The organism is Sphingomonas sp. CV7422, from assembly GCF_027945725.1.
Lineage (GTDB): Bacteria > Pseudomonadota > Alphaproteobacteria > Sphingomonadales > Sphingomonadaceae > Sphingomonas > Sphingomonas kyungheensis.
In genome coordinates, this window is the sequence record NZ_CP115900.1 from 1161443 (window position 1) to 1175737 (window position 14295).

Annotated in this window: 11 protein-coding genes; 4 read left to right on the forward strand and 7 right to left on the reverse strand. The window is 67.0% G+C overall.

All coding sequences use genetic code 11. From position 1 onward, the window contains the following. Window position 1 precedes the first annotated feature (1 nt). A complete protein-coding gene (gene rplS / locus PBN85_RS05745) occupies window positions 2–394 on the forward strand; it encodes a 50S ribosomal protein L19 (RefSeq protein WP_037530145.1) in 393 nt (130 codons plus the stop codon). Between the two features lie 59 nt (window positions 395–453). Here rplS and PBN85_RS05750 read toward each other — a convergent pair whose 3' ends face one another. From PBN85_RS05750 to PBN85_RS05775, 6 genes are all read right to left on the reverse strand, one after another. After that, window positions 454–807, reverse strand: a complete 354-nt coding sequence (locus tag PBN85_RS05750) for a hypothetical protein (protein ID WP_037530148.1) — start codon at window positions 805–807, stop codon at window positions 454–456. Then, the gene (locus PBN85_RS05755) at window positions 800–2350 is read right to left on the reverse strand and encodes a PepSY-associated TM helix domain-containing protein (protein ID WP_271300416.1); all 1551 of its coding nucleotides are present in this window, start codon (window positions 2348–2350) and stop codon (window positions 800–802) included. The genes PBN85_RS05750 and PBN85_RS05755 overlap by 8 nt, the downstream gene beginning before the upstream one ends. Further along, window positions 2347–2655 (reverse strand): hypothetical protein, encoded by a 309-nt coding sequence (locus PBN85_RS05760; protein ID WP_271300417.1) that lies wholly within the window; start codon window positions 2653–2655, stop codon window positions 2347–2349. The genes PBN85_RS05755 and PBN85_RS05760 overlap by 4 nt, the downstream gene beginning before the upstream one ends. 149 nt (window positions 2656–2804) lie before the next feature. Further along, a complete protein-coding gene (gene rpoD / locus PBN85_RS05765; RefSeq protein ID WP_037530151.1) occupies window positions 2805–4841 on the reverse strand; it encodes an RNA polymerase sigma factor RpoD in 2037 nt (678 codons plus the stop codon). Then, a complete protein-coding gene (gene dnaG / locus PBN85_RS05770) occupies window positions 4841–6721 on the reverse strand; it encodes a DNA primase (protein WP_037530154.1) in 1881 nt (626 codons plus the stop codon). Before dnaG ends, rpoD begins: the two co-directional genes overlap by 1 nt. 207 nt (window positions 6722–6928) lie before the next feature. Further along, window positions 6929–7381, reverse strand: a complete 453-nt coding sequence (locus PBN85_RS05775; protein ID WP_271300418.1) for a GatB/YqeY domain-containing protein — start codon at window positions 7379–7381, stop codon at window positions 6929–6931. A gap of 144 nt (window positions 7382–7525) precedes the next feature. Here PBN85_RS05775 and carA point away from each other — a divergent pair, with 144 nt between their 5' ends. The 3 genes from carA to greA all read left to right on the forward strand — a co-directional run bounded on the left by carA (window position 7526) and on the right by greA (window position 12636). Then, on the forward strand, window positions 7526–8713 hold the full coding sequence (gene carA / locus PBN85_RS05780; RefSeq protein ID WP_271300419.1) for a glutamine-hydrolyzing carbamoyl-phosphate synthase small subunit: 1188 nt from the start codon (window positions 7526–7528) through the stop codon (window positions 8711–8713). A gap of 47 nt (window positions 8714–8760) precedes the next feature. Continuing rightward, window positions 8761–12084, forward strand: coding sequence for a carbamoyl-phosphate synthase large subunit (gene carB / locus PBN85_RS05785; RefSeq protein ID WP_271300420.1), 3324 nt, complete (start codon window positions 8761–8763; stop codon window positions 12082–12084). Between the two features lie 75 nt (window positions 12085–12159). Further along, window positions 12160–12636, forward strand: a complete 477-nt coding sequence (greA, locus tag PBN85_RS05790) for a transcription elongation factor GreA (protein ID WP_037530161.1) — start codon at window positions 12160–12162, stop codon at window positions 12634–12636. A gap of 81 nt (window positions 12637–12717) precedes the next feature. Here greA and PBN85_RS05795 read toward each other — a convergent pair whose 3' ends face one another. Then, complete coding sequence (locus PBN85_RS05795; RefSeq protein ID WP_271300421.1) at window positions 12718–14286, reverse strand: alpha-N-arabinofuranosidase; 1569 nt, start codon at window positions 14284–14286, stop codon at window positions 12718–12720. Window positions 14287–14295: the final 9 nt, after the last annotated feature.

Sequence of the window (14295 nt, forward strand, 5' to 3'; positions counted from 1 at the left end):
GATGAACCTGATCCAGCAGCTCGAAGCCGAGCAGATCGAAAAGCTGACCGCCAAGCGCGCGATCCCCGAATTCCGTCCCGGCGACACGCTGAAGGTCGGCGTCAAGGTGGTCGAAGGCGAGCGGACCCGCGTCCAGAATTACGAAGGCGTGTGCATCGCCCGGTCGAACAAGGGCATGGGCTCGTCGTTCACCGTGCGCAAGATCAGCTTCGGCGAGGGCGTCGAGCGCGTCTTCCCGCTCTATTCGCCCAACATCGATTCGATCGACGTCGTCCGCAAGGGTGCGGTGCGTCGCGCGAAGCTCTATTATCTGCGTGGCCGTACCGGCAAGTCGGCGCGTATCGCCGAGCGTCGCGACACGCGTCCCGCCAAGGGCACCGTCGCCGCGGAATAATCCGTCGGTTCGGTGGAAAAATAAGGGCGTGGGAGGCTTCCTCCCGCGCCCTTTTCGCGTCAGCGGTCGGCGGCGGTGGCCGGGCTGCGCAGCAGCGCGGCGAGCGATGCGGCGGCGCGGCGCTTGGCCGCGAGCAGCCAGCGCGCCGGAGCGAGCGCGGCGATCGGCTGCGCCGACAGCGCCAGCACGACGATCACCGCGCCGATCGACGCGCCGGTCAGCGCGCGCACCCAGCGTTCGCCGCTCAGCGGGGCGCCGCAATGGAGCAGCGCGACGGCGAGCAGCGCCGCCGCGCCGCCGCGCAGCAACCATAGCTCACCACGGCTCGCCGTACCCGCCTCGCGGCGGAAGCGGAACGAGGCGCCGGCGAAGAGCAGCCAGGCGGTGGCGGAGAGCAGGATGGTCTCAGGCATGGATCGTCTCGGTCTGGCGGATACGGCGCGCGGCGGGCCGCGGCGGTCGGCCGGCGCGCCAGCTGGCGACGCCGAAGAGGATGGCGATGGCGAGCATCGCCAGGTCGAAGGCAGCGAATAACGTGTCGTCGCGCAGCAGCGAGCCCGGTAGCCCGCGCCCGGTCGTCACGGCATTGGCCAGCGGGATCGCGGCGAAGGCGAGCGCGCCGAGGGCGAAGCCCTCGCGCCAGGCGCGACGCGTCGGCCGCGCGAACTGGAGCAATGCCACCACGCCCCAGGTCCAGAACATCGCCGCGACCTCCCGGTCGGCGCGGCCGGGCAGATCGGCGGGGATCAGCCGGTTCGCGAGCAGGAAGGCGGCCATGCCGATCGGCAGCCCGACGATCGTCGCGATGTTGAGCCGCTCGACCAGCCGCAACCCGAAGAAGGGGGCGGCATTGGGGCGTCGCCGTGCCGCGGTCCACAGCAGCAGCCCGGTGCCGACCATCGCCGCGCCGGTCAGCCCGAGTCCGAACAGGGTCCAGCGCAACGCCGGCCGCGCGAATTGCGCGACGTGGAGGCCCAGCATCACCCCGGCGGTGGTCAGCGCCGGCCCGGCGTCACCGCTCGCCGCGATCAGCCGCCCGGTCGCGCCGCTGTAGGTCAGCGTCGGTCCGCGCGCATTGAGCGAGGCGCGGGGCGAGCGGTAGATGGTCACCGCCGCGGCGGCGTCATTGGGGTTGCGGATCGTCACGATCGCCGCCGGCGCGTGCCACCGGGCTTGCGCATCGGCAATCAGCGGCGCGACCGGCACCAGCGGCGCGGCGCGGCCCGCCGCCGCCGTCTCGGCCGGATAGCGATAGGCCGCCTGCGCGAAATCGGCCGGCTTGGCGTAGTTGCTGAGGATCGGATAGGGCATGTACATCACGACCAGCGTGATCAGCCCGGTATAGGTGATCACCGCGTGATAGGGCAGCGCCAGCACCGCCGAGACGTTGTGCGCGTCAAGCCAGCTGCGCTGCCCCTTGTTCCAGCGCAGCGTGAAGAAGTCGGCGAAGATGCGCTTGTGCGTCACCACGCCCGAGATGATCGCACCCAGCATGAACAGCGCGCACAGGCTGGCGAGCCAACGTCCCCAAGGATAAGGCAATTGCAGCTGGAAGTGGAAGCGATAGAAATGCTCGCCGCCGCGGGTTTCGCGGCCGTGCACCGGCTGGCCCGTCACGCCGTCGAGCGACAATTCGTTGGGGCGATTGTGGCCCGTGTCGGCGGCCTTGGCATTGGGCGTGATGAAGACGCGGGTGACCGGCTCGCGGTCGGTCGGCAGCGAGAGGTACCAGGCTTCGTCCTCGGGACCGACCGATTGCAGATAGCGGACCGCGCTGGTCGCCGCGACCCCGGCCGGGACGGCATGCGCATCGACCTCTGGCTGCATCCAGCGGGTGATTTCGGGGCGGAAATAGCTCGCCGTGCCGGTCAGGAACATCGCGAACAGCAGCCAGCCGGCGACGAGGCCGAGCCAGCCGTGGATCCACGCCATGTTGCGCCGGAGCGAGCCGTTCACGCGCGCACTCCGAGCCACCAGAGCAGCGCGGCGCAGAGCAGGGCGCTGCCCCACACGCCGGCGAGAATGCGGCCGAGCCGCGGCTCGTGGAAGCACCACAGGGCGATCACCGGATAGAGCAGGATCGACAGGATCAGCGCCCAGCCGGTCGCCTCCGCCCGGTCGATCGGCAGCAGCCGCGCCGACAGCGCCGAAAGCCCCGCCGTCGCCGCATAGCCGCCGATCAGCGCGGTGAGGCAGCGCAGCACCATCGGCCAGCGCGCCTTTGACGCCGCGGGCGTGGGGCAGGGCGGGGTCGCCTTCATCAGCATAGGGAGCGGGTCGTGCCGGCCATGCCGGTCCTATAGCCCGTCTTGCGAACGCCTATCAATAGCGTATTTCACGCGGCGGTGATTTGCCCGCGCGAGCCGATAGCGAAGGGGCCGCCGGATCGTCTCCGGCGGCCCCTGTCGGCTTACTGGTCGAGGAAGGAGCGCATCTTGCGGCTGCGACTCGGATGCTTGAGCTTGCGCAGCGCCTTCGCCTCGATCTGGCGGATGCGCTCGCGCGTCACGCTGAACTGCTGGCCGACCTCTTCGAGCGTATGATCGGTGTTCATGCCGATGCCGAAGCGCATGCGCAGCACGCGCTCCTCGCGCGGGGTCAGCGAGGCGAGCACCCGCGTCACCGTCTCCTTGAGGTTGGCCTGGATCGCGGCGTCGACCGGGATCACCGCATTCTTGTCCTCGATGAAGTCGCCGAGATGCGAATCCTCCTCGTCGCCGATCGGCGTCTCGAGGCTGATCGGCTCCTTGGCGATCTTCATCACCTTGCGCACCTTCTCGAGCGGCATGCTCAGGCGCTCCGCCATTTCCTCCGGCGTGGGCTCGCGACCCTGTTCGTGGAGGAACTGGCGGCTGGTGCGGACCAGCTTGTTGATCGTCTCGATCATATGCACCGGGATACGGATGGTGCGCGCCTGATCGGCGATCGAGCGGGTGATCGCCTGCCGGATCCACCAGGTCGCATAGGTCGAGAATTTGTAACCGCGGCGATATTCGAACTTATCCACCGCCTTCATCAGGCCGATATTGCCCTCCTGGATCAGATCCAGGAATTGCAGGCCGCGATTGGTGTATTTCTTGGCGATCGAGATGACGAGGCGCAGGTTCGCCTCGACCATCTCCTTCTTGGCGATGCGCGCTTCGCGCTCCGCCTTCTGCACCATGTTGACGATGCGGCGGAATTCGGTGAGCGCCATGCCGGTCTGCTGCGAGATCTCGCTGATCTCGCCGCGGATGCGGTCAACCGCGTCGGCTTCGTTATTGGCGAAGTTCGCCCATTTCTTGTCGAGCTTGCCGACCGTCTGCAGCCAGGTGTCGTCCATCTCGTGGCCGACGTAGCGGTCGAGGAAGTCCTTGCGGCTGACCTTGTGCCGTTCGGCGAGGCGCAGCATCTGCCCGCCCAGTGCGGTCAACCGGCGGTTGAACGCGTAGAGCTGATCGACAAGATATTCGATCTTGGCGTTGTGGAACTGGACGCTCTCCACCTCGGCGGTGAGTTCCTCGCGCAGCTTCTGGTATTTGCGCTCGTCCGCCGCCGAAAGCTCGCCGCCCGCCTGCATCGCGTCGAGCCGCGCCTGCTGGATCTTGCTGAACTTCTTGTAGAGCGCGGTGATGTTGGCGAACCGCTCGAGCGCCTGCGGCTTGAGCGTCTCCTCCATCTGCGCGAGGCTGAGCGTATTGTCCTCATCCTCGTCGTCCGAGGGACGCGGCGCGCGCGGCTCACCCGATTCGTCATCGTCGTCCGCGGACGGCTCCTCGGGCTCTTCCTCGTCCTTGAAACTGGCGCCGGCGGTCTTCTCGCTGATCTCGCCGGATTCGTCGTCCTCGGCCCCCTCGACCTGCTCGGCCGACGGACCCTTGGACAGCATCGCATCGAGATCGAGGATCTCGCGCAGCTGCATCGTGCCTTCGTTGAGCTGCGTCGACCAGTCGATGATCGCGTTGAAGGTGATCGGCGATTCGCACAGGCCGAGGATCATCGTGTCGCGACCCGCCTCGATCCGCTTGGCGATGGCGATCTCGCCCTCGCGGCTGAGCAGCTCGACCGCGCCCATCTCGCGCAGGTACATGCGGACCGGGTCGTCGGTGCGATCGACGGTCTCTTTCTTCTTGGTCTCGAGCGCGGGCGCGGCGGAGCCGTCGCCATCGGCCTCGACGGGCTCGGCCTCGTCGTCCTCGGCCGGCTCCTTGTCCTCGCCGTCCTCGCCGGCTTCCTCATTCTCGACGATGTTGACGCCCATCTCGTTCAGCGCGGACATGATGTCCTCGAGCTGATCGGACGACATCTGATCCTGGGGCAGCGCCTCGTTGAGCTGGTCGTAAGTGATGTAGCCGCGCTTCTTGGCGCGGGCGACCAGCTTCTTGATATCGGCGTCATTGAGGTCGATCAGCGGCGCGTCGGTCACGTCCGCACCCTCATCGCCACCGCTACCGTTAACCTTCGCCATCAATTACCCTCGGATCCAAACGATCGGGCGTCTTCGTTCGACTGCACCAGATTTGCAAGTCGAAGCTCCAAGCCCTGTTTCTCTTTCACCAACGCCACTTGCCGTTCGAACGCCTCGGCGGTGAAGTGCGCCTGCATCGAGGCGGTCGCTTCACCGAGCGCCATGTCCACTTCGGGGCGCGCCACCATGATGGCGATCGCTTCGTCGAGGTCGGCACGGGCGCGGGCGGGGTCGCCGCCGCTCTGCGTGAACGAATAGGGCATCGTATCGGCCCTCAGCAGATCGCTCGCGATCGCATCGAAACCGGACTTCGCCAATATGGTGCGCAGGCGCGCGCTATCAAGCGCCTGATCCTCCAGCGCGACGTCGACCACCGCCTCGAACAGCCGGCCGAGCGCGCCGTCGATCAGCTTGAGGCTGCCGAGCACCTCCATATGCCGCGCGATCTCGACCGGGTGGCGGATCAGCCCGGCGAGGATCGCCTTGGCGAGCACGCGGTCGATGCCGGCGGCGTGGAAGGCCTTGGCATCCTCGGTCGGCGGGGCGATCGGCGGCTTCCACTGGCCGTCGGCACCGCGCTTGCCCTGCGCGCGCGGCGCGGCGGGGGTGAAGGCGCGGCGTTTCGGGGCGAAATGTTCGTAGAAGCGGTTCTTGAAGTCGCTTTCATATTCCTTGCGCACCGATCCGTCGGCGATCGTCGCGGCGAGCTCGTGCAGCCGCTGCTTGAGCCCGGCGCGCTGCTCGGGCGTGTCGAGCGCGCCCGCGGCGACCTCGCTCTGCCAGAGGCGATCGACCAGCGGCTGCGGCTGCTGGAGCAGCGCCTCCATCGCCGCGCGGCCACCGCCGCGGACGAGGTCGTCGGGGTCCTGCCCCTCGGGCAGGGTGACGAAGGCGAGGCTGCGACCGTTGCCGAGCATCGGCATCGCGCGATGCGCCGCGCGCAGCGCCGCTTTCTGTCCGGCGCTGTCGCCGTCGAGGCAGAGGATCGGCACGTCGCTGATCCGCCACAGACGTTCGAGCTGCGCCTCGGTCAAGGCGGTGCCGAGCGGCGCCACCGCATCGCCGATCCCCGCCTGCGCCAGCGCGATCACGTCCATATAGCCTTCGACGACGAGGATGCGTGCCGACTTGCGCGCGGCGGGCGCGGCGCGGTCGAGATTGTAGAGCGTGCGCCCCTTGTCGAAGAGCGGCGTGTCGGGCGAGTTGAGATATTTGGGCTCGCCCTCGCCGATGACGCGGCCGCCGAAGGCGATCACCCGGCCGCGCGCGTCGCGGATCGGGATCATCAGTCGGCCGCGGAACCGGTCATAGGGTTCCTTGCCGTCGACCTGGATCAGCAGGCCGCATTCGATCAGCGCGGCGTCGCCATAGTCCTTGAGCGCGGCGCGCAGCTTGCCGCGGCTGTCGGGCGAGAAGCCCATGCCGAAGGCCCGCGCGGTCTCCGCCGAGATGCCGCGCCTGGCGAGCACCGCGCGCGCCTCGGCGCCGGCGATGCCATGGAGCTGCTCGGTGAACCAGGCGGCGGCATCCTCCATCGCCTCGTGCAGGCCCTTCGCCCGCTCCGCCTTGGCGGCAGAGGCGCGATCCTGTGCCGGCATCTCCATGCCGGCGGCCTGCGCCAGTTCCTTGACCGCGTCGATGAAGGGGAGGCCGCGCTGATCGGTCATCCAGCGGATCGCATCGCCATGCGCCGAACAGCCGAAGCAATGATAGAAGCCCTTGTCGTCGTTGACGTAGAAGCTGGGCGTCTTCTCGTTATGGAACGGGCAGCAGCCGCGCATCTCGCGCCCGGCCTTCTGCAGCTTGGTCGTCTTGCCGATCAGCGCGGACAGCGACGTGCGGGCACGCAGTTCGTCCAGAAAGGCCGGCGAAAGACTCATGCCGTGATTTTACCATGCGCGCTGGGGCGCCATTCGGCAAGGGCGCGTTTGATCGGAAAAGGAGGCTTTGACGGGCGGACGGGCCGGCGCCCGTGACAGCCGCCGGAACTGCCCGATCGGGGAGGCTTCATCCTGCGCCCCTCGTCGTCCCCGCCTGCGCCCGGACGACGCAAGACGGAAAGGAAAAGGGTTGGAAGCAAAGCCCCCTTATGACAGCGCCGCCTTCACCAGCCCGCTCGCCTTGCTCATGTCGAGGCTCGCGGCGTGGCGCGCCTTCAGCTCCGCCATGACCTTGCCCATGTCCTTCATACCGCTCGCGCCGAGCTCGGCCTTGATCGCCTCGATCGCGGCGACGGTGTCCGCCTCGCTCATCTGCGCCGGCAGGAAGCGTTCGATCACCGCGACCTCGGCCTTCTCCGCCTCGGCCAGCTCCTGACGGCCGCCGCTTTCGTACATGGCGATCGATTCGCGGCGCTGCTTGACCATCTTCTGCAGCACCTCGACCACCACGGCATCGTCGTCGGGCGTGGTGCCGCTGGTGCGCAGCTCGATGTCGCGGTTCTTGATCGCGGCCTGGATCAGGCTGATCGCGCTGCGGGTTTCCTTGTCGCCCGCCTTCATGGCGGTGACCTGGGCGGCCTTGATGTCGTCGCGAATCATGGGGAAGCTCTCGAAGATGGCGGTGAAGCGGACAAACCTAGCGGAGGAACGCTCCTTCGTGAACCGGTTGACCTGACGGGGGCGGGGGGCTAGCGGGCGCCTCTTAGCGACATAGACGAAATCTGTAGGAGTGCCCGCCAAGCCATGGCCGACGCCAAGCCCATTGCCATGCCTGCGAAGCCTGACGGCGCGACGGGTGTTCTGGTCCTCGCCACCGGTGAGGTGGCCTGGGGCCGCGGCTTCGGTGCGGAGGGGGCCGCGGTCGGCGAGGTGTGTTTCCACACCGCGATGACGGGCTATCAGGAGATCATGACCGATCCGTCCTTCGCCGGGCAGATCATCACCTTCACCTTCCCGCACATCGGCAACGTCGGCGCCAACCCCGACGATATCGAGGCGGATGCGCCGCATGCGCTCGGCATGATCGTGCGCGAGGACGTGACCGCGCCGTCGAACTTTCGCGCGGTCGAGCGGCTCGACGGCTGGATGAAGCGGCATACGCGCATCGGCCTCGCCGGGATCGACACGCGCGCGCTGACCCGCCGCATCCGCGCCGGCGGCGCCCCCAACGGCGTCGTCGCCCATTCGGCGAGCGGCGACTTTGACCTGCCCGCGCTGCTCGAGATGGCGCGCGGCTGGCCGGGGCTCGAGGGGATGGATCTCGCCAAGACGGTGTCGACCGAGGCGCATTACGCCTGGGGCGAGAGCCGCGAAGGCGGCGTCTGGCGGTTGGGCTTCGGCTATGGCGGCAGCGATGCGGGGGCGCGTCCGCACGTCGTCGCGATCGACTATGGCAGCAAGCACAACATCTTCCGCAATCTCGTCCGCGCCGGTGCCAAGGTCAGCGTGCTGCCGGCCGAGGCGACGTTCGAGCAGGTGATGGCGCTCGACCCCGACGGCATCTTCCTGTCGAACGGCCCCGGCGATCCCGCCGCGACCGGGACCTATGCGGTGCCGGTGATCCGCCAGTTGCTCGACACCGGCAAGCCGCTGTTCGGCATCTGCCTCGGCCACCAGTTGCTCGGCCTGGCGGTCGGCGCGACGACGACCAAGATGTTCCAGGGCCACCGCGGCGCCAACCATCCGGTCAAGCGGCTCGCCGACGGCGTCGTCGAGATCACCAGCATGAACCACGGCTTCGCGGTCGAGCGGGACTCGCTGCCCGCCAACGTCCGCGAAACGCACGTCTCGCTGTTCGACGGATCGAATGCGGGACTGGAGCTGACCGACCGGCCGGCGTTCAGCGTGCAATATCACCCCGAGGCGTCGCCGGGGCCGCAGGACAGCCTGTATCTCTTCGAGCGGTTCGTAGGATCGCTGTCGCCGCGGTGACGCTCTCTCCGACCGCCCCAGTCATGCCCGTTCCGGAATTCTGACCCATGCCCAAACGCACCGACATTTCCTCCATCCTCGTGATCGGCGCCGGACCGATCGTCATCGGGCAGGCGTGCGAGTTCGATTATTCGGGCACGCAGGCGATCAAGGCCCTGAAGGAAGAGGGCTATCGCATCGTCCTGGTCAATTCGAACCCGGCGACGATCATGACCGATCCCGAGCTGGCCGACGCGACCTATGTCGAGCCGATCACGCCGGCCGTCGTCGCCAAGATCATCGAGAAGGAGCGGCCCGACGCCGTTCTGCCGACGATGGGCGGGCAGACCGCGCTTAACACCGCGCTGGCGCTGTTCCACGACGGCACGCTCGACAAGTTCGGCGTCCAGATGATCGGTGCCGATGCCGAGGCGATCGACAAGGCGGAAGACCGCCTCAAGTTCAAGCAGGCGATGACCAAGATCGGGCTGGAAAGCGCGCGTTCGGCGATCGCGCATACCGTCGAGGAGGCGCTCGCCGGGCTCGAGGTCACCGGCCTGCCGGCGATCATCCGGCCGAGCTTCACGATGGGCGGGTCGGGCGGCGGCGTCGTCTACAACCGGTCCGAATTCGTCGACATGGTCCGCAAGGGGCTCGACGCATCGCCGACCACCGAGGTGCTGATCGAAGAATCGCTCCTCGGCTGGAAAGAATATGAGATGGAGGTGGTGCGCGACCGCAAGGACAATTGCATCATCATCTGCTCGATCGAGAACGTCGATCCGATGGGCGTCCACACCGGCGATTCGATCACCGTCGCGCCCGCGCTGACGCTGACCGACAAGGAATATCAGATCATGCGCAATGCATCGATCGCGGTACTCCGGGAGATCGGCGTCGAGACCGGCGGATCGAACGTCCAATTCGCGGTCAATCCGAAGGACGGCCGCCTCGTCGTCATCGAGATGAATCCGCGCGTGTCGCGTTCCTCGGCGCTGGCGTCGAAGGCGACGGGCTTCCCGATCGCCAAGGTCGCCGCCAAGCTCGCGGTCGGCTATACGCTCGACGAGATCGACAATGACATCACCGGCGCGACGCCGGCGTCGTTCGAGCCGACGATCGACTATGTCGTCACCAAGATCCCGCGCTTCGCTTTCGAGAAGTTCAAGGGCGCCGAGGCGGTGCTGTCGACCGCGATGAAGTCGGTCGGCGAGGTGATGGCGATCGGCCGCAACATCCATGAATCGATGCAGAAGGCGCTGCGCGGCCTGGAGACCGGCCTGTCCGGTTTCAACGAGGTCGACCGGCTGGTCGGCGCGCCGCGCGCCGAGATCGAGGCGGCGCTGGCGGTGGCCACCCCCGACCGGTTGCTGGTCGCGGCGCAGGCGTTGCGCGAGGGCTTCACCGTCGCCGAGATCCACGCCATCGCCAAATTCGATCCGTGGTTCCTCGAACGGCTCGCCGAGATCGTCGCCGCCGAGGTGGAGGTGACGACCAACGGCCTGCCGATCGACGCCGCCGGGATGCGCCGGCTCAAGGCGATGGGGTTCAGCGACAAGCGGCTCGCCTATCTCGCACTCAAATCGGCGAACCTGCGCGGCAACGAGCGGGGGATCGCGCGCGGTTCGGGCCTGATCCACGAAGCGGTCAAGGCGATGACCGGCGGCGTCACCGAGGAGGAGGTGCGCGAGCGGCGCCACAAGCTCGGCGTCCGCCCGGTGTTCAAGCGGATCGATACCTGCGCCGCCGAATTCGATGCGCGCACGCCCTATATGTATTCGACCTATGAGGCGCCCTCGTTCGGCGAGCCCGAGGATGAGAGCATGCCGTCGGATCGCCGCAAGGTGGTGATCCTGGGTGGCGGCCCCAACCGGATCGGGCAGGGCATCGAGTTCGATTATTGCTGCTGCCACGCCTGTTTCGCGCTCGCCGACGCGGGTTACGAGACGATCATGATCAACTGCAATCCGGAGACGGTGAGCACCGATTACGACACGTCCGACCGGCTCTATTTCGAGCCGCTGACCGCCGAGGACGTGCTGGAGATCCTCCATGTCGAGCAGAGCCGCGGTGAACTGGTCGGCGTCATCGTCCAGTTCGGCGGCCAGACGCCGCTCAATCTCGCGCGGGCGCTGGAGAAGGCGGGTATCCCGATCCTCGGCACCAGCCCCGATGCGATCGACCTGGCGGAGGATCGCGAGCGGTTCGCCGCCTTGGTCAACAAGCTGCGCCTCAAGCAGCCGGCCAACGGCCTCGCGCGCAGCCGCGACGAGGCGGTCGCGGCGGCCGAGCGGATCGGCTATCCGGTGTTGATGCGCCCGAGCTACGTGCTCGGCGGGCGGGCGATGGAGATCGTCGATTCGCTCCAGCAGCTCGACGATTATATCCAGACCGCGGTGCAGGTGTCGGGCGACTCGCCGGTGCTGATCGATCAGTATCTGCGCGACGCGATCGAGGTCGACGTCGATGCGATCTCCGATGGTGACGAGGTGGTCGTCGCCGGATTGCTCCAGCATATCGAGGAGGCGGGGGTCCATTCGGGCGACAGCGCCTGTTCGATCCCGCCCTATTCGCTCAACCCCGAGACGATCGCCGAGATCGAGCGGCAGACGGTGGCGCTGGCGCAGGCCCTGTCGGTCAAGGGGCTGATGAACATCCAGTTCGCGGTCAAGGACGGCGAGGTCTATCTCATCGAGGTCAACCCGCGCGCGTCGCGCACCGTGCCGTTCGTCGCCAAGGCGATCGGCGTTCCGATCGCCAAGATCGCGAGCCGGGTGATGGCCGGCGAAATGCTGCGCGAGCTGCCGCCGATCGATCGCCACATCGATTATTATGCGGTCAAGGAAGCCGTCTTCCCGTTCAACCGCTTCCCCGGCATCGATCCGGTGCTGTCGCCCGAGATGAAGAGCACCGGTGAGGTGATGGGGATCGACCCCGATTTCACCACCGCCTTCGCCAAGTCGCAGCTCGGCGCCGGCACCGTGCTGCCGACCGGCGGCACCGCCTTCGTCAGCGTCAAGAGCGGCGACAAGCCGCATATCGTCCCGGCAGTGAAGTCGCTGCTCTCGCACGGCTTCAAGGTGCTGGCGACCGGCGGCACCGCCGACTATCTCGCCAGCGTCGGCCTGCCGGTCGAGACGGTCAACAAGGTCGCACAGGGGCGGCCGCATATCCTCGACCGGATCATGGACGGCGAGGTGACGCTGATCTTCAACACCACCGAAGGGTGGCAGAGCCTCAAGGACTCCAAACCGATCCGTCAGGCGGCCTTGGCGCAGAAGATCCCCTATTTCACCACCGCCCCGGCGAGCGTGCAAGCGGCGGCGGCAATCGGGGTCACCTCTCTTGAAGTACGGCCTCTGCAATCCTACTATTCGCAGTCGCACAACTGATCCCGACATAATGACGTGATGTGCGGGGCGGGCCGGTGGTCCGCCGCGGGGTATGAGTGAATTGGGGACGTAGATATGGCGACCGTCGAAAAGATGCCGATGCTCCAGGAGGGCTATGACACGCTCACCGCGGACCTGAAGCGTCTGAAAACGGAACGTCCCCAGATCGTCGATGCGATCGAGGAAGCGCGGGCGCACGGCGATCTTTCCGAAAACGCCGAATATCACGCCGCCAAGGAACGCCAGGGCCAGATCGAAGCGTCGATCGCCGATATCGAGGACAAGCTCAGCCGCGCGCAGATCATCGATCCGCGCGACCTGTCGGGTGACAAGGTGGTGTTCGGCGCGACGGTGACCTTGCTCGACGACGACGACAAGCCGGTGAAATACCAGATCGTCGGCCAGACCGAGGCGAATGCCAAGACCGGCCGCATTTCCTACAATTCGCCGCTCGGTCGCGCGCTGATCGGCCGCCGGGTCGATGACGAGATCGAGGTCTCGGTGCCGGCGGGGGACCGCTATTACGTCGTGTCGAAGGTCGAATTCATCTGATCGACCGCGTCGGCGCCGCCGTGGCGCCGTGGCGAGCTTTTTTTATCGGGGCGGCACCCATCGGGTGCCGCCCTTCGCATGTCAGCGGATGTCGAGCATCACCACCGACTTCGCCGGCAGTGCGACCGACAACGTCCCGTTGGCGAGCGTCGCGCCGGTGAAGGCGACCGGCCTGATCGTATCGGGGGCGTCGAACGTGTTGTGCGCGTCCATCGTCGTACCCGTCAGGATGCGCCCGCTCACCGTCCCGCCGCTGATCCCGGCGAGCTGCACCGAGACGTTCGCCGCCTGATTGGGGTCGACGTTGGTCAGCGCGACATGGACGACGCCGTCGGTGCCGCGCACCGCGCTCGAACTCACCGCACGCAGCTCATGCCCGCCATTGCGATACCAGTGCGAGCTGACCTCGACCGGCAGCACCGTGCCGTCCTGATAGCCCTTGTACAGGTCGAACACCCAATAGGTCGGCGTCTTGACCATGCGATTGCCGTCGGTGAGCAGCATCGCCTGCAGCACGTTGACCATCTGCGCGATATTGGCGCCGCGGACGCGATCGGCATGGCGGGCGAAGATGTCGAGGTTGAGGCTCGCCACCACCGCGTCGCGCAGGCTGTTCTGCTGGTAGAGGAAACCGGGATGCGAGCCGGGTTCCTGATCGTACCACGTGCCCCATTCGTCGACGAGCAGCGCGACGCGCTTCTTGGGATCATATTTGTCCATGATGCGCGAATGGTTCTGGAGCAGTTCCTCCATCTTCATCGTCTTGACCAGGGTGCGAGCCCAGGCCTCCTCGTCGAAGCCGGTCGCGGCGCCCTTCTGCTCCCAGGTGCCGGGCACGGTGTAATAATGGACGCCGATGCCGGAGAAGGCGCTCGCCGCCTTCTGCATCATCACCTCGGTCCAGTTATAATCCTCGGAATTGGCGCCGCTCGCCACCTTCATGATCTGGACGCCTTCGGGCACCTTGATGAAGGTCGAATAGCGCCGCGTCTCGTCGGCGGCATATTCGGGCGTCATATTGCCGCCGCAGCCCCACAATTCGTTGCCGATGCCGAACATCGCCAGCTTCCACGGCGTCTTGCGCCCGTTGGCGGCGCGTTCCTTGGCAAGCGTCGATCCGGTCGGCGAGGTCATATATTCGACCCACTCGGCCATCTCGCGCGGCGGCGCCGAGCCGACGTTGCCCGAGACATAGGCCTCGGCGCCGAGCAGCTCGCTATAGTCCATGAACTCGTGCGTGCCGACGGCATTGTCTTCGGTGACGCCGCCCCAGTTGGTGTTGACCTTGACCGGGCGCTTGTTGCGCGGCCCGATCCCTTCCCGCCAATGATATTCGTCGGCGAAGCAACCGCCGGGCCAGCGCACCACCGGCACTTTGATCGCCTTCAGCGCGTCGAGCACGTCGGTGCGATAGCCGCGGACGTTGGGGATCTTGCTGTTCGGGCCGACCCAGATCCCGCCATAGATGCCGGTGCCGAGATGTTCGGCGAACTGGCCGAAGAGGTGGCGGTCATATTTCGCGCCGAGATGATCGCCGCGCACCGACACGGTATCCGGCAGGGCAGGGGCTGGCGCCGCCTGCTGCGCCATCGCGCCCCCCGATACCAGACCCGCGAGCGCGGTACAGAACAGCAGCCTCGAAACCTTCATCTCTCTCCC

Coding starts and splice junctions, on each gene's coding strand:
- rplS (WP_037530145.1), top strand. CDS start 2: ATGAACCTGATCCAGCAGCTCGAAGCCGAGCAGATCGAAAAGCTGACC.
- PBN85_RS05750 (WP_037530148.1), bottom strand. CDS start 807: ATGCCTGAGACCATCCTGCTCTCCGCCACCGCCTGGCTGCTCTTCGCC.
- PBN85_RS05760 (WP_271300417.1), bottom strand. CDS start 2,655: ATGAAGGCGACCCCGCCCTGCCCCACGCCCGCGGCGTCAAAGGCGCGC.
- rpoD (WP_037530151.1), bottom strand. CDS start 4,841: ATGGCGAAGGTTAACGGTAGCGGTGGCGATGAGGGTGCGGACGTGACC.
- dnaG (WP_037530154.1), bottom strand. CDS start 6,721: ATGAGTCTTTCGCCGGCCTTTCTGGACGAACTGCGTGCCCGCACGTCG.
- PBN85_RS05775 (WP_271300418.1), bottom strand. CDS start 7,381: ATGATTCGCGACGACATCAAGGCCGCCCAGGTCACCGCCATGAAGGCG.
- carA (WP_271300419.1), top strand. CDS start 7,526: ATGGCCGACGCCAAGCCCATTGCCATGCCTGCGAAGCCTGACGGCGCG.
- carB (WP_271300420.1), top strand. CDS start 8,761: ATGCCCAAACGCACCGACATTTCCTCCATCCTCGTGATCGGCGCCGGA.
- greA (WP_037530161.1), top strand. CDS start 12,160: ATGGCGACCGTCGAAAAGATGCCGATGCTCCAGGAGGGCTATGACACG.
- PBN85_RS05795 (WP_271300421.1), bottom strand. CDS start 14,286: ATGAAGGTTTCGAGGCTGCTGTTCTGTACCGCGCTCGCGGGTCTGGTA.